Source organism: Pedobacter psychrophilus (assembly GCF_001652725.1).
In the GTDB taxonomy this organism is placed as follows: domain Bacteria; phylum Bacteroidota; class Bacteroidia; order Sphingobacteriales; family Sphingobacteriaceae; genus Pseudopedobacter; species Pseudopedobacter psychrophilus.
This window is the reverse complement of sequence record NZ_LWHJ01000029.1, coordinates 268,572-285,159: the sequence shown is the minus strand read 5'-3', so window position 1 is coordinate 285,159 and position 16,588 is coordinate 268,572. Positions and strand designations below refer to the sequence as shown.

Sequence of the window (16,588 nt, the reverse complement as noted above, 5' to 3'; positions counted from 1 at the left end):
AATAATAAACACTAAATATAAAAATGAGAGTTAAAATTTTATTAAAGCTTGTTACCCTTTTAGTTTTCGCTTTAATAAACAATCTACTTGGGCAAACATCAGGTTTTGATAACCAAAAATTAGCTTCAAACTTAGAAGTTATGGCTCAAAATTTAACAAAAGTATTATTTGTTGATAAAAGCAAACTCCCTGTTTTTAATGTTGTCACAGATTTTGGCGCTAAAAATAACGGATTAGAGATCACCACTCAACAACTTCAAAAAGCTATTAATAGCTGTATCAAAAATGGACCTTCGCGATTATACTTTCCTGCTGGCGTTTACCTTACGGGTACGCTAGAATTAAAATCTGGTCTGCACATAGAATTAGATAAAAATGCTAAAATTTTAGGAAGTACAAATACCAAAGACTATCCAATTTATAAATCTCCCTACAAAAACAACACCGATAGACAGGTAGATAAATCTTTATTTTATGCCGAAAATGTAGATGGAATATCTATAACTGGTAAAGGAACCATCGATTTTAAAGGGGATAGTCCAGTGTATTTAGGGATGGGTGATAATGACATTCGTAGGCCATTTGGAATAAGAATCATTAGTTCTAAAAATATTTATGTTGCGGGTATTATGTTACTTAACTCAGCTCAATGGATGCAGCATTATTTGAATTGTGAGAACGTGATGATAGAAAATATCAATGTGTTTAACCATGCGCATCAAAATAATGATGGAATTGATATTGACGGTTGTAAAAATGTTTATATACGTAATTGCCGAGTTGATAGTGATGATGATGCAATTTGTTTAAAAAGTAATGGGCCTTCTCTATGTGAAAATATATTGGTAGAAAATTGTATAGCATCTAGCCATTGTAACGCTTTAAAACTCGGTACAGAAACTACAGGAGGATTTAAAAATATTCTATTTCGCAATTGTAAAGTGGTACAATCTGTTACGGGTTTACATTACGTTAACGGAACAGAAACCACTCAAACTGCTATTACCTTAATAATAACAGATGGTGGTAAAATGGAAAACGTTTGGTTTGATAACATAGCAGCTACAGATTGTGTTACCCCCATTTTTGTTACGCTTGGAAACCGCAGTAGAAAACATACAAGTACCGCAAAAGTTCCATCTGTAGGAACCATAAATAATATATTGATTTCTAATTTTAAAGCAACAGGAGCAGGACCTTTATCTTCTTCTGTTACAGGTTTAAATACTACAAATCGAGTAGAAAACATTACACTCAAAAATATCGATATAGAACTTTCTCATGCTGGCAATGCTAGTGATAGAAATATAGATATGACCAAGCTGCTTAAAGAAAAGAAAGCGGGTTATCCATCATCACATACATTGGGTAATCTTTCTAGTTATGGTTTCAATTTTAAATATATAAACTGTTTAAAACTTCAAAACATAAAATTAAAACTTAATTGCCATGATCCACGGGAGGCTATGGTTATAGAAGATGTTGATAACTTAGTGCGGAGGAAATAGACATGCTCCAAAGCTAAATATTTCAATTAATACAACTTAAAAAAAGAAGGAATCTTATAAAAAAATCAATATGATCTTAAAAATTAAAATCAAGTATCAGCTGATATGCCTCATGTTATTGATGTGCGGCACAAATCTAAAAGCTCAAACACCAAAGCCTGCTTATACCTATCTAAACGATTTTTCTTTAAAGGACACCTCATTGGTAAAATTAAAAGGTCCGGCCAGAGTAGTAAAAGTAGGCGGACGTGAGGGTTTAAATACCACCAGCATTCAAAGCGTGTTACAGTTAAAGGCGCATACCATGAAAGCTAACAAGGGTACAGTTTCTATGTGGGTAATGTCTTTAGAAGATTTGGGTACATCTAATGCGAAACCAAGCATGGCCATTAGTAATCCATATTGGACTATTTATCCGTTATTGTCAGACAATCCAAACCCACAAGATATCATTAATGCTAATTTTAAAATGGTATGGATAAATGCTTGGCATCCTAACATTATGGCTCTTTTTGCAAAGGATAAGCTTTATGAAAATGCTTTTAATTTCCCCCATAGAGCATTGGTAGAGGTTAGTCATTTTAGTTTCAAAAGAAATACTTGGTACAACTTTTCCCTCACTTGGGATTATGAAAAAGACGAATACAGAATGTACGTAAACGGAATTCCAATTGGTAAAGAAGACCAATACAGAGCTACCAAATTTCATAGAGATACCATAAATTCTTCCTTATATCTTGGTAACCCTACTTTAGCTTATAGCGATATCAAATTCTACAATACTAATTTATCTGAAAATGAATTATACAGCCAATTTAAAAAAGAGGACACTCAAAAAAGCATAGCGTTAGAACAAGAGCTTCAACATACCTATGCTGGGAAAGATAGGAAACCTTTTACTTGGAAACTCGATAACACTTGGAAATCTAAATTGAATCTATCACTTACAAAATCTACAGATTTAGATAGCTTTTATATACAAGGAAAGCCAGTAGAAGTTGCAATTACCAAAGAAGGTCTATTAATTGAAACCATCAACAAAGAAATGAATTCGGCAGTATTAGACTCTCAAATGTATGTGTGGACACGTAAACCTTTTGAAGGAGATTTGTATGTTGAGTATGAGTATAAAACTTTACGACCAGGCGGGCTAAGTTTATTGCTTACACAAGCTTCGGGGATGAACCGTGAAGATTTTATGGCCGATTATCCCTTGAGAAAAAGCGGACGCATGACCATGATTTATGGTGAGGATGTACGTAGTTATCATTGGGAATATTATCGTGAAATGGCTGATATGCGAAACGATTTAGACAACTCGGCCATTGTAAAAGAGCCATGGAACTATCCAATGGCATTTGGATCTAAAAGTATTCCATTAACCAAAGATACTTGGCACAAACTGCAATTTTTACAAATAGGAAACAGGTTAATTGGGGCAATAGATGGTATAATTATGTTTGATTGTAAAGATGATGGATTTATCAATAACGGGCCGGTTTTAGATTTTGGACGCATCGCCATACGTTGTATGTTACGCACAAAAATGGTTTTTAGGAATTTAAAAGTTTACAATAAAAATGGTGTACAAACTGGAAAAGTATTTAAAGGAGAAGTAGTGCCTAAAAACCAAGAAGGTGTAAGGTTTAATCTGAATTAATTTCATATTAATGGGAAAGCCATTGATCTATTATTTCACAGTAAATCAATAAACAGGTTTCAAATTATCGCTTTTTTAACATAAGTTGTCTAACAACATTAAAACTTTAGATAAAATATTTTTAATAATTAAACTAATGATCAAACACAACATATTCTTAACTAAAGGAATTTTATTTTCCGCTCTACTATTGTTTTCTTTTAGCTGTACAACTCAAAAATCCACTTCCATATCGGGGAAACCCGAACTCATTTTCCAAAGCGGTTTTGAAGGAACTTCTAAAGTTGTGGAAGAAAAAGGAACTAATGATTACGGCGCAAGTTTAGAACATATTGCAGGTAAAGTTGATTCTTACAGTAAGAAAAGCGATTGGGATAAAGATTTAAAAGCATTAACAAGTAAAGGGGTAATGGAAGTACAATACACAGGTGGTGATAGTACAAAACGTTTTGCAAAAGTTATTCCCGATCCTACAGATCCTAAAAACTCGGTATTACAGTTTTGGTTAAACGATTCGTGGTTAGCTAGCGAAGGACAAAATAAAGCCAGAGTTCAAACGAACCTGTACGGTATTAAAGGCGGAATGAAAGAATTTTACCAATCGGTTAGGGTTTACTTAACCGATGATTTTAATGCAGCAAGAAGTTTTCCAAAAAGAATTCCTTGGTGTACCATTGCCGAATTTTGGAACAACGAATGGTGGGTTGAAGGAGAAAAAAATGGTTTTAGAATAACAGTAGGAGTAGGAAAATATACAACAGAAGAAAGTGATTTACATTTTATTTTAGAAGCAGAAAATGCTGGTCAAAAGCTATTATGGCGAGCAGATTATAAAGCTTCAAATGTGGCTGTGCCTATTGGAAAATGGTTTACCATGGATTACTATTTTAAAGAAGGTAATAAAGAAAACGGTCGTTTTTATTTGGCAATAACACCTGATGGTGGGAAAAAACAAGTTGTTTATGATGTTCATGACTTTACCCATGGCAGTTATGATCAAGCACCAAACGGACTTACTGGTTATAACCCCATGAAGCTTTACACCTCAAAAGAACTTGTTTCTTATGTAAGAGCTCAAGATAAAACGCTTCAAATTTTATGGGACGATTTTAAACTTTGGAAGAATAAAAAGCCGGAGTAATAAGTGCGTCTTTCATAAGAATGATAACTAATTTTCTGCACCAAATTCTTTCATTAAATCTATTATAGGAATTAGTTTAAATCCTTTTTCTGTTAAATTATATTCAACTTTAGGTGGTATTTGGTGATATGATTTTTTGCTAAGTACACCATATTCTACCAAGCTTTTTAATTCTTGAATCAACATTTTTTCACTTATATCTGGCATCAATTTCCTTAGCTCTCCATACCGCCTAATTTCACTTCCTATTTGGAAAATAATACGCAATTTCCACTTACCGCCAATAATGTCTAAGGTTTTTTTAATTGGGCATTTAGATTGTTCAAGAAATATTTTATCCATTTTTCTATTTTATTTAACTCATTTTCAGCATTTATAACTTTTTAGTAGGTATCCTACTTAAAGGTAAGTACTTGTCTTAATGAATGTAAAGGTAGATATTTGTATGATATTGCAAAACGATAAATTTTCAAACACAGAAAATAGTAGCTTTTAATCGTTTAACAACAAATCATTTAAACACAACATCATTTTTATACTCTAATTTAAATTAAATTTTAACAAGTAAACATGAATACATTAGTAGTAGTAGCACACCCAAATCCTGCAAGTTTTAACAAAAACGGAATCGTAGCAACTGTAGTTACAGAACTTAAAAGTAAAAATCACAATGTTGTAGTTCGTGATTTATATGAGTTAAATTTTAATCCAGTTTTATCAGGTAGTGATTTTGGCACATTTGCAACAGGCAAGACACCTGCAGATATTCAAATAGAGCGTGATCACATTTCATGGGCAACAAACATTGTTTTAGTGTATCCCGTTTGGTGGATTGGTCGCCCAGCAATTATGCAAGGTTATTTCGACAGAGTTTTCGGTTTTAATTTTGCTTTTACAGCAGATGAAAACGGAGCTCGTGGTCTACTCAAAAATGAAAAAGCACTTGTCATCAACACAGCAGGAACTCCTGAATTTATTTATGACGGATGGCCTGATAGCAAGCAATTGATTAGCCGCCCTGTTGCAGAAGGTGTTTTGGGTTATTGCGGAATTAAAAACGTAAAACAATTAACGTTTTTCGGTATTGTAGGCTCAACAGATGAACAAAGAGCACAAGTACTTTCAGATATCAAAGCAGAAATTGCTGCTTTGTAATTAATATAGATTTATAAAGTAGTGGATTCAAGTAATAAAAAGCAACCAGATTAAAATTTGGTTGCTTTTTTTATGTGGGTAATACAGTGGTTTCAAAAAAAAAATTATTATCCTCATATAAAATTATTTTCCTTCAGTCTTTTCCCATAATTATTTTATCTATCATTTTAGCAATACGCTCTACTTTTGTTTTATCTGTTTTGGCAGTATAAATCCATTCTATAATTGTTTTTTGTTCTCCGTTTGTATAGCTCACAAATGTTTCGTAAACATTAGGTTCAACTTTTAAACAAAGTGCTAGTTCTTCGGGAATTTCTGTAGGGAGATGATCGGCAAATAAAATTATACGGACTAAATCACCTTCCTTTTTATTGATCTTCTTTCTAATTTCCGCTTTTACCGGTAAAAAAAGACTGCCATTTCCCATTGGTTGCAAATTGTAGTTTTTAATTTCAAATCCATCAATTGTTCCTTTAACTCTAACCCATCCAAAAGGAGTATTGTTACTTTGAGGTATTTCAGGAATTCTGGCAAATGTCCAGCCTCCTTTGCCTTGAAATTTCTCAATTAAGTATTCTTTTTCAACTAAGGGTATTTGTTCTATCATTCCATTTTTTTAATAATAAACAATTGCAATTTGAATGAAATACAAACGTCTAATTATAAAACTAAATATTTAAAATAATATTAGGTTAAATTATTGCCTTAAATGAGATTTTAAGATAGTCTCTTGATACCAATAAACAAAAAAAGAGATGTGTTTATCAAACACATCTCCCATTTTCAAAACGCTCAAAAAAATTTTTCTAGATTATCTCTCAGGTCTTCTATCTCTCCAAATTTCTAAATCATCCCAATAAATATCCATAGTTTTTGCACCACCTGGCGCATTTTTAAACCAGTCTAATACTCTCCCTTCCGAATAAAATTTAATTGGATTCCAAGCCGATTGACCATCATGAACAGCGCCTGGCTCCTCGCTTGCTGTCATACCAATTTTATCAACTAACACAATTTTTTGGCCACCATCAGGGGTTATCGCTAAATAAAACCTTCCAGGGTTTGCTGTGCCGGCAGAACCACCTTCTTTAACATAAATTTCTTGGGTCATCCATTTTCCCAAAGGGATATCAAGCGCAGTGCCCACTTCATGCCAACTGTTATTACCTGGCTTAGGAAGTTCCATAATTGGATCGCGGCCACCTGCTGCAAAATGCAACTTTCCACTTTTTACTGCCAAACCTACATCGGTTCTGGCAGGCCTGTGAGCTGCTTGCCCTGTGTAAGTAAATGATGGATCGTTCCAGAATTCTTGCATAATCATCCAACCCACATTATCAGTTCCTGCTTGTTTAAGAACAGAAAAATTAGGAGAAAAATAGATACGTACTTTTTGATAATACTCTTTCAGAAATCCTTCTGATGGTGGTGCATTTTGGTTTTGAAGATCATATTGGATCCTTGCCTTTTGCTCTTTTATAGAACCATCTGGATTTAACAAGGTGATATGCTTTTCGTGAATTCTCATACGCAATACTTTATTATTTGGATTTGCAGGATCTACCACAACTTCGGCTCTTCGCTGAGAGTAATCTCCTTGTTCATATACAATTTGACCCGTTCCAAAAAATTTATTTCTTTCTAGATCAAGTAACCAATCGCTTTGCGCTACTCCATCACTCCCTCTAATGTTATCGTGTTGCGATGTTCTTACCTCAATCCTGGTTGTGCCTTCAAATCCATTTTTAAACATAAGTGTACCTGATGATGGAGCAATTGGAGGAACTGGAACAACCGGTACAACTGGCGAAACAATATCACCTAACTCTGGCTTTGATTTACATTGAGAAAATAAGGTTAATGCCAATAAACCGAATACATAAATTGGCGTCAATCGTTTTTTAGTAATCATAATCTTGTATTTAAATGTTTTGTACTTAGTTTTTTGGTTATTAAGGTAAAACTCATCAAAAGCAATCTTTTAAAAATCTTATCCTAAGTACATTATAAACAATTTGAGATTATTAAGAGAGTAGTTAATTTTTAAATTTTATTTCAGTTTTTAAAAACTGTATTTCAAATAGATGTTTCATAGTTTTATTTTATAATTAAGGATATTAACAGAGTAAAAAAATATCAATACCTAAAAAATTATAATACTCTTTAGGCGTGTTTGAATTGTTTATTGATTAGTTGTTTATAATCGGCAGTGCTATTTTGAATATGGAAAACCAAAAACACCAATAAATAGAGTGTGGGTTTCTAATAAAAATAAATCGCTCTAAAGTTTATAATTACCAAACACGTATTATGAAATTATACACCAAAATATTTATTTTAATATTTCTTACGCTTAGTCTAAACGCTTGGGCACAAAAGCCAATTAAAAGTTATTTAGATAAACTACCAAATTTAACTGATGAAAAAGTAAATGGAAATGCTCGTGTTTTAAAGGCAGATGGGAGAGTGGGCATTCAAACTACCGGCGTAACCTCATCAATTGAAATCCCTATGCATAATCTAAATTCGGAAAAAGGTTCTGTAACTGTTTGGGTATATTCTCTAGAAGATTTGTTCCCTGCTATTTCTAACGGAAGTATGGATAAAAGTGATAAAAATCATCGCTCAACTCCTTTTTTTTCTGATAGTTCTACACCAAACAATTACAACGGCTCAACTTTCTTTTTTGGCTGGTATAACCATTGGCATGGCGGCGTTGTAGCTAAATATTTTAAAGGTTTTCAATACAGTAATCCAGGCGCCTATTCTGATTCTACATCCATCAAACTTTATGCTTGGACTAACGAATTTACAATAAAAGCTAACCAATGGTATCAGTTTGTACTCACTTGGGATAACAAAACTTTAAGTCATTATATTTATGCTAATGGTATTTTGGTGGGTAGAGAAGACCAATACAAAAAAGCCCCTTATGAAAAGCAAAAAGTTGCCGAAAAGTTATTTGCAGGCAGCCCACGTATGTGTATTTCAAACATTGATTTTTATGATGAAATTTTAACTGCCGAGCAGGTTAAAGAAAAATTCAAAAATGAAGTAACCGCATTTAACAAAGAAACAGACGAGGAGTTACGCCATGTACATACAGGTGAAAAAGTAAAAAATTTTAACTGGGCTCCGGGAAAAGATTGGACAAAAAAGATGGATTTAAGTCTAAAAAATCCTACAGATATTGATAGTTTTTATGTACAAGGCTACGGTAAAGAGTCTCGTATTACGCCCGAAGGCCTAATTATAGAAACTCCTAAGCTGCCAGGTTTTGGGAAAAACAGCGAGTATCAAGTATATTTTTGGTCTATGAAGCCTTTTGAAGGAGAGCTTTATGTAGAGTATGAATTTAAACCATTGATACGTGGTGGACTTAGTTTATTAATGTTACAATCATCGGGAATGAGTAGAGAAGATTTTATGGGAGAATATCCTTGGCGCACAACAGGGACAATGTCTATGGTTTACGGCGAAGATGTGCGTAATTACCATTGGGAATATTACCGCGAAGTTGACGATATACGTAATGATATTTATAATGGAGGCTTAATTAAAAATCCATACGGGCGAGCTTTAGCTTATGGTACATTCCCTCCAGATTTTGAAGTAGAAAAATGGCATAAATTACAATTTAGGCAAATTGGCGGTAAACTAGTGGGAGCTATTGATGGCAAAATCATTATAGAAGGAGAAGACGATAGTTTTGTGGGAATGGGGCCAGTTTTAAATTACGGCCGGATTGCAATACGCTGTATGCGAAATTCTAAAATCCTGTTTAGAAACTTAAAGGTTTATAATAAGGATGTTCCTTATGAGGTGATGGATGTCATCGGGAAATATCCTAAAAATTATGGTAAATAAGTTTTTTAAAAATCATTGTTTAAGCTACAAATCAATCAATAGATAGCTAAAAGAATACCTTTCAATCAATAAATTTTAAAATTACAATCAATGAAAAAATACATTTTATTATCAGTTTTAGCAATTTCACTACAAAATTTTAGCGCAAATGCAATGCGTCTAAACAAAGATTCATTTCCTAATAGCAATAAAAATTCTTCAACAGATATAGATTTAAACTGGAATAAAACTTACCAAGCAGAGCAGGCTACATCATTTTCGGGAGCTAAAGTTTCAAAAACTTATTCCAATTATTTAGGTACAGGTTATGTAGAATTAGGTGAGAACGGAAATTATTTAGAATGGAATAACATTACAGTACCAGCTGATGGTGTTTATCAGGTTACGTTTAGATATGCAAATGGCGGACAAGGCCTAAATCCTTGTAAATTATTTATAAACGGAACTAGTCAGTTAACAGATAATCCTCAACCAAACGGAACATCTGGATATCCTTTTTTACAGACTTATGCTTTTGCCAAAACTAACGGATGGGTAATTTGGAGAGACCTTACCATAGGTATGCAAATGAAAAAAGGTAAAAATATTTTACGTATGGTTGTAGAAAATAAAAACGGAGGACCAAACGTAGACCAAATCATCATCAGACCAAATGGGCCACAGCAAACTGCACCACCCGTAGATGGCGCAAAAGGATGGGATAGGATGCCCGAGATTCTAAGTCGTGTAAAAGCACCTCAATTTCCTAAAAAAGATTTCAATATCACAAGTTTTGGTGCTGTGGGCGATTCAGTAAAAAACTGTGTTCAAGCAATAAATGATGCTATAAAAGCCTGTAGCATGGCCGGCGGAGGAAGAGTTTTAGTGCCAAAAGGAATCTATCGCATACATGGAACAATATTTCTTCAAAGCAATGTTAATCTACATTTAGCAGAAGGCGCAAGATTTAATTTTAGAGGAGTAAAATCTGATTATACCAAAGTTTACACCAGTACCGAAGGTAATATTTGCTATAAAGCCGGAATTATTTACGGTTACAAACTCAAAAATGTAGCTATTACCGGGGAAGGTTCTACAAGTGTTTTAGACATTGGACAAGAACTTTTACAGTGGAAAGATGGAAAAATTCATGCTTACGCCGATGTTGCTCTATTTCCAGAAGACCGTCCTTTAAACGAAGCAAGACCAAATTCTATAGATTTAATTAAATGTGAAAATGTGCTTTTAAGCAATTACAGAATAGAAAACTATGCTTTCTGGTGTCATTTAATTACAAATTGTAATAACGTAACTATTGATGGTTTGGATATTTATGGTTTCCGCCCAAATAACGATGGTATTGATATTCAAAGTTGTAAGGATGTATTTATACAAAATTGCAAGATTGATACTTGGGATGATTGTATTGTATTAAAAGCAGGTAGAGACCGTGATGGAAGAGAGGTTTTAGGTCCTTGTCAGGATGTTGTGATACGTAATAATACCATGAAAACAGATTGTGCAGATTTTGCAATTGGTAGCGAAATGGCTGGGGGAGTACGAAATGTTTTTGTAGACGATAACGGAGCTGGGGGTAGATTACTGATTAAATCTAATTACGATAGAGGCGGATATGTACAGGATTTATATGTCCGTAATTGCCCAAAAATAGATCGTATCGCCTTAACATTTGTAAATTATAATTACCGTGGTTTTTACTTTCCTACCTATTATTCGGGCTTTACTTTTGAAAATTTATCAGGGTTAAAAAATGTGTCTTTAGAGGGAAGAAAAGAAAATCAAATTCATAATGTATTATTTAAAAACTGTAGTAAATTCTCAATGAAACAATCTTTTGTAGATGGTTTGCAAATGCAATAGTTTATAAGATAAATATGTGTTTGTATTATAAAAGATTGCAATAGTTGTAATTCAAATGCAAACACATATTTAATTTTCAATGCCTTTTATTGAATTTCATTTTAAATCTAAACTTTTATTTACCCTAACTTTGAACTTAAGTGAAATTATTTTATCGATGTTACTACTCTTAGATTAACTGTCAATTGTTTATAATTTAAATATCAGTTGCGCATTAATTGATATTTAAAACTATACTTATTATGAAAATTGCAAAACCATTTTTAATAATCGCTTGTGTTCTTTTTACCCTTATATCTGCATGTAAGAAAAAAGAAGTAGGAATAATTGAAACTAATCCACCTCCATCGACAACTGAAGGTACGCAATGGTATGTTGCAGCAAATGGTTTAAGTACAAACTCGGGTCTTTCGCCAAATTCTCCAAAAGGAAATATTAGAGAAGTAGCCGGTTTAACAAAACCAGGTGATTTTGTAAATATCATGTCTACAGGTGGCGAGTTCAAAAGGATTGGAACTTCTGGTTCAATTATTTCTACCACGGTTTCTGGCGAAGCTGGTAAATTTATCACTTTTAGGGGTTTTCCAGTAGGAGGTACAAAACCAGTTATTCGTGGTTATAGCATGTTTGCGGCTGTTTCCTTAAGTGGTAGAAGCTATATTAAAATCGAAAACTTAGAAATTATAGGCGATTTAAACGGTCAATTTGGAGGACCTGCACTTAATTTGTCTGGTGCTAATGCTGTGTATGATAGAGTACGTCCTTTGTGGGTTGCAAGCAACAGTTTCACATTAACAGAGGCTGAAACAGCATATCAAACCATGGGAATATTAACTCAGAATAATAGCCACCACATAGAGATTAGAAACTGTAAAATACATGATTTACCAGGAGGTGCAATTGGTACAAACGAAACTGATTATATAACTATTGAGGATAATGAAGTTTATAATACTGCTTCCTTGTCTCTTTATGGCATGAGCGGCATTAGCTACTTAAGACCCTATAATTTTGATACAAATACAAGTGATTATAAAATCATTATTAGAAGAAACATTAGCTACAATAATAAATCATTAGCTAAAACTTATACCAAAACTGGTACTGCTTTAACAGATGGAAATGGAATTATTTGCGATGTAAGTGCTGATTATAATGGAAAAACGCTGGTAGAAAATAATGTAGTTTACAATAACGGAGGTGGAGGAATAAATTTAGTAGGTGCAGTAAACTGCGATATTTTTAATAATACATCTTACAACAATGGGCAGGAACTAGATTATGCCGAAATGACTGCTTCATTTGCCAGTAAGAATATCAGATTTAACAATAATATTATGTTTGCAAAATCTGGAGGGAAATGCGTTGAAAACACTTATACGAATAATGGTAATACTGCCCTACAAAACTCAAATGTGGTTTTTAACAAAAATGTAATGCATAATGGATCAACAACACCGTCGCTTAACGGAGGCTTTACCAATACTAACTTTGTAACTGGTAATCCGCAGTTTAGAAACACCAATCTTACCTCAATTGATCTTCGATTAGACCCCGCCAAAACACCAATGAGCTCAGCCGCTAATTTTGGAACTAATGTTACTGGTCAGTTTTCTATAAAAGATATTTTGGGTGTAACCAGAGGAACTGCACCGGATTGTGGCGCTTATGAGAGTTTTTAATTTTTAAAAACCATATTCTCTCTAATCGTTATGTTATTTGGTTTTTTTTATAAAATGAATAATTTATGAATGGAAGAGAATTATCAAAATCAATCTTTTGTTTCGCATTCATATTATTTTTAAATTCTTCATGCTTATTATTAAAACAAAATCAAATAACAGAACAACAACCTATTTTTCAATCTAATTTTGAAGGATCAACAAATGTTGTTTCTATCCCAGAAACCAATGATTATGGAGCTAAAGTAGAAATGCTTATTGGTGAGGATAATAATTTGGAAAATAGCAATTGGACAGAGAATTTAAAAGCTTTTAATAACAGAATACTACAGGTTCAATATACAGGAGGCGATTCCACTAAAAGATATGCTAAAGTTGTTTCAGAACCTGGCAATACTAATAACCATGTTTTAAAATTTTGGCTTAATGATTCTTGGTCTGCAGATTTGGGTCAGCAAAAAGCTAGGGTACAGACTAATCTTTATGGTATTAACCCAGGTTTAAAAGAGTTTTATCAGTCTGTAAGGGTTTATCTGACAGAAGATTTTAGAGTTTTAAGAAATTATCCAGAAAAGTTTACTTGGCTTACTTTATCAGAATTTTGGAATAATGAATGGTGGGATTCAAAAGAAAAGTATGGTTTTAGAATAGGATTAACCATAACTAAGCCTATAAAAGAAGAAAGCGATTTATACTTTAGGCTAAATTCTGAAGATGCAGGTCAAAAAGAGATATGGGAAGAAGTAAATAAGGAATTTAAAGTACCTATAGGTAAGTGGTTTACATTAGAGTATTACTTTAAAGAAGGGAATGATAAAACAGGTCGTTTTTATGTAGCCGTTATTCCAGATGGTGAAAAACGACAAGAAATTTTCGATGTAAAAAACTTTACTCATAATACTAAAGATCCAAGCCCTAACGGTATTACTGGTTATAATCCAATGAAACTTTATACATCTAAAGATTTAGTGGCTTATATGAAATCAAAAGATAAAACCTTACAAATCTATTGGGATGATTTTAAACTTTGGACTAATAGGCAGCCAGAGAGAAAGTAACTTGCTTAGGGAAAAATAACATTATAAATTATGTTCAAATTTAGATTGAAAACCACAACTACTTTGTGTATAGCAAACAATATTTTATCAGAAGCAAGATTAAAATTTAAATTATTTTTATGTCTTTTACTTTTTGTCAATTACTCTTTTGCACAAACCAACAAAGCAAAGCAATCGGTTAAAACCTCGGTAACTTTTGTTCAAAATTCTTACAATGCTTACGAAGGCCCATTAACTCCTGCTATAATAAATGTTAAACGCTCTAGCAGTTTAGGCAGTTTAAGTGTAAATTATGTTGTCTCAGATGGAGATGCAGTTCCTGATAAAGATTATGTTTCTTTAGCTAATAAGGTGGTTTTTAAAGCTGGAGAAACTACTGCTAGTATTATTGTACAACCCTTAACCGACTATCGCATTAAAGATTATCGTAAAATGCGTAAAGACAGAACAATAAAGCTTTCTTTAGTAAAAAACACAAATTATGCTATCAATAATATTGCATCAACAACGGTTAATATCGTTAATGATTTAAGCCCTAAAAATTTACCATCAGATCAGGTTTTTTTCTCAAAAATAAATCTCAATTTACCAAAACTTGAGGCCGTTAAGTCTGCTGTTTCTGCTGGGAATTATATAAAAGCTCGTAAAGCATTAGCAACTTATTTTCGTCAAAGACCTGCTAAGCCAATGCCTAGCAGAGTTCATAACTACATAGATCAGAAAACTATAGATGATGTTTTCAATAATAAATATACCGTTTTTGGGGTGTCTCATACTTTTGAGCCAAATACTGTAGAAGCTATAGATTGGTCTTTTGCTGCTGCAGGTAATTCTAACTGGACATGGGGCTTCAATCGTTTTGAATGGTGGCCTCATTTAATACAAGGCTATATCAACAATCCCAAAGCAAATGATAAATATGCAAAAAGAGTAGTTGATGAATTAGAAAACTGGCTTTCAAGTAGTACTTTAGATGTTACAAAACAACAATTAGAAGCTGGGAATAGATGGAGAAATTTAGAGACGGGCTTTAGAGTTAACAGTACTTGGCTAATTGCATTTAATACACTTAAAGATTATCCAAAATTAAGCGATGATATTATGATTGACTGGTTAAAAGCATTTTATATGCACCAGCGATTTTTAGAAGAAAGTGCCGAATTATTTACCAACCGAGGAGTCGCTCAAGCGGAAGGTTTATTTGCCTGCAGTGTTTTTTTTCCAGAGTTTAAAGAATCTATAGAGTGGAGAAAATTGGGTGTAACCCGATTAGAGAATGTATTAAAAAATGATGTACTGCCCGATGGATCTTATAAAGAGCTATCACCTGGTTACCATGATCTTACTTTATCTGGAGTTCAACATTTTTATGAAATTGCTAAAAAAAATAATATGGAAACTTCGCCAATTATTGTCAATTCTGTACAAAAGATGTTTGATTATATGATGTACACTTCTGAACCTAATGGACTTATGCCTTTTTTAAATGATTCTCATAGAATGTATACACTTATGGATAAACGTTTAGCTTCCGCAGTTCCGCTTTTTCCTGAGCGTAAAGATTATCAGTGGTTTGCTACCCATGGAAAATCTGGCACACCAATAAAAGCTACTTCTTGGATATTTCCCGACGGTGGGCAGGCAATTATGCGTTCTGGATGGACAAAAGATGATAATTATTTATTTATGGATGCTGGTCCTTTTGGTACTTCTCATGGGCATGAAGATAAATTATCAATTAGTGTTGATGGTTACGGAGTAAGGCATATTATTGATGGTGGACCACATAGCTATGAAAATGGGGAAAAGCAAAATCCCTTCAGAGAATTTTCTACCACAACAATGTCTAAAAGTGCCCCTATTGTAGATAATTTGGATCAGCATAGAAGAGCCGAAAAAGTTTTAATGGATAAAAAAACGCAAATGGCTTGGTACACTTCAAATACTTTAGATTATACTGCCGGTGTTTATGGAGCAGATTCTGCCGAAACTATGGGTAAAGAACGTATCCGACCTTCAATAATTACTCGTCATATTCTTTACCTAAAACCCGATGTTTGGATTTTGGTAGATGCTTTTGCACCACTTGATAATCAAAGCCATCAATATAGCACCATATTTCAATGTAGCGATGATACGTTAGATGTAAATTTTGATTTAAAAGAAGCTATCATACAAATAAAAAAGGGCGAATTTGATCCTTTTAATAGAGTGATATCTTCCATTTCACAACCTTCTTTAACTATATCACCTTTGTTACTTCCAAATCAAACTATGCAAATATTTAAAGGGCAAGAAAAACCATTTATTGCAGGCTGGGCATTTGAAAAAAGTACATCTTGGGAAAAACAAGCAATTCCGATGCTAAGGTATAATGTTCAAAAGAGTGGAAATACACAAATGGCTTACGTTCTCGCTGCTACTCCAGCAAATCAACTTAAACAAGCTATAAAATTAAATGTGCTTGAAACAAGTTCAGATACCTATGGATTAAAAATAAGTATTGATAATACAGATAAAATTCTTTTGCTAGCGCTAGATAATAAAACCTTAACATGGCAAAATAAAAAGTACAACGCCAATTCATTAATCATAGAAAATGGTAAAGAGATCATAATTAATTTTAAACCCTAGCAATTTTACTTACAACTCTTCAT

The 16,588-nt window shown here is 33.2% G+C and carries 12 protein-coding genes; 9 read left to right on the top strand and 3 right to left on the bottom strand.

All coding sequences use genetic code 11. The annotated features are described in order from the left end of the window. The first annotated feature begins 23 nt into the window (after positions 1-23). The 3 genes from A5893_RS13470 to A5893_RS13460 all read left to right on the top strand — a co-directional run bounded on the left by A5893_RS13470 (position 24) and on the right by A5893_RS13460 (position 4,309). Positions 24-1,508, top strand: a complete 1,485-nt coding sequence (locus A5893_RS13470; RefSeq protein ID WP_068823100.1) for a glycoside hydrolase family 28 protein — start codon at positions 24-26, stop codon at positions 1,506-1,508. A 70-nt stretch (positions 1,509-1,578) separates the two neighbouring features. Then, a complete protein-coding gene (locus A5893_RS13465; protein ID WP_082911439.1) occupies positions 1,579-3,168 on the top strand; it encodes a DUF1961 family protein in 1,590 nt (529 codons plus the stop codon). Between the two features lie 136 nt (positions 3,169-3,304). Continuing rightward, a complete protein-coding gene (locus tag A5893_RS13460; protein ID WP_157687559.1) occupies positions 3,305-4,309 on the top strand; it encodes a hypothetical protein in 1,005 nt (334 codons plus the stop codon). A 27-nt stretch (positions 4,310-4,336) separates the two neighbouring features. On the opposite strand, the gene A5893_RS13455 is transcribed toward A5893_RS13460, so the two are convergent. Further along, a complete protein-coding gene (locus A5893_RS13455; protein ID WP_068823097.1) occupies positions 4,337-4,651 on the bottom strand; it encodes a winged helix-turn-helix transcriptional regulator in 315 nt (104 codons plus the stop codon). 228 nt (positions 4,652-4,879) lie between these two features. Here A5893_RS13455 and A5893_RS13450 point away from each other — a divergent pair, with 228 nt between their 5' ends. Next, on the top strand, positions 4,880-5,464 hold the full coding sequence (locus tag A5893_RS13450) for an NAD(P)H-dependent oxidoreductase (RefSeq protein ID WP_068823096.1): 585 nt from the start codon (positions 4,880-4,882) through the stop codon (positions 5,462-5,464). Positions 5,465-5,597: 133 nt separating this feature from the next. On the opposite strand, the gene A5893_RS13445 is transcribed toward A5893_RS13450, so the two are convergent. Together A5893_RS13445 and A5893_RS13440 are read right to left on the bottom strand one after the other, a co-directional pair. Then, positions 5,598-6,071, bottom strand: coding sequence for a YdeI/OmpD-associated family protein (locus A5893_RS13445; protein ID WP_068823095.1), 474 nt, complete (start codon positions 6,069-6,071; stop codon positions 5,598-5,600). Between the two features lie 204 nt (positions 6,072-6,275). Continuing rightward, positions 6,276-7,376 carry a hypothetical protein gene (locus tag A5893_RS13440; RefSeq protein ID WP_068823094.1) on the bottom strand — a complete coding sequence of 367 codons (1,101 nt, stop codon included), beginning with the start codon at positions 7,374-7,376 and terminating at the stop codon, positions 6,276-6,278. Between the two features lie 398 nt (positions 7,377-7,774). On the opposite strand from A5893_RS13440, the gene A5893_RS13435 reads away from it, so the two are divergent. The 5 genes from A5893_RS13435 to A5893_RS13415 all read left to right on the top strand — a co-directional run bounded on the left by A5893_RS13435 (position 7,775) and on the right by A5893_RS13415 (position 16,565). Next, on the top strand, positions 7,775-9,331 hold the full coding sequence (locus A5893_RS13435) for a DUF1961 family protein (protein WP_068823093.1): 1,557 nt from the start codon (positions 7,775-7,777) through the stop codon (positions 9,329-9,331). Positions 9,332-9,421: 90 nt separating this feature from the next. Further along, complete coding sequence (locus A5893_RS13430) at positions 9,422-11,191, top strand: glycosyl hydrolase family 28 protein (protein ID WP_068823092.1); 1,770 nt, start codon at positions 9,422-9,424, stop codon at positions 11,189-11,191. A 242-nt stretch (positions 11,192-11,433) separates the two neighbouring features. Then, positions 11,434-12,873, top strand: coding sequence for a right-handed parallel beta-helix repeat-containing protein (locus A5893_RS13425; protein WP_068823091.1), 1,440 nt, complete (start codon positions 11,434-11,436; stop codon positions 12,871-12,873). A gap of 65 nt (positions 12,874-12,938) precedes the next feature. Then, positions 12,939-13,931 (top strand): hypothetical protein, encoded by a 993-nt coding sequence (locus tag A5893_RS13420; RefSeq protein ID WP_068823090.1) that lies wholly within the window; start codon positions 12,939-12,941, stop codon positions 13,929-13,931. A gap of 30 nt (positions 13,932-13,961) precedes the next feature. Then, complete coding sequence (locus A5893_RS13415; protein ID WP_068823089.1) at positions 13,962-16,565, top strand: heparinase II/III family protein; 2,604 nt, start codon at positions 13,962-13,964, stop codon at positions 16,563-16,565. Positions 16,566-16,588 lie beyond the last annotated feature (23 nt).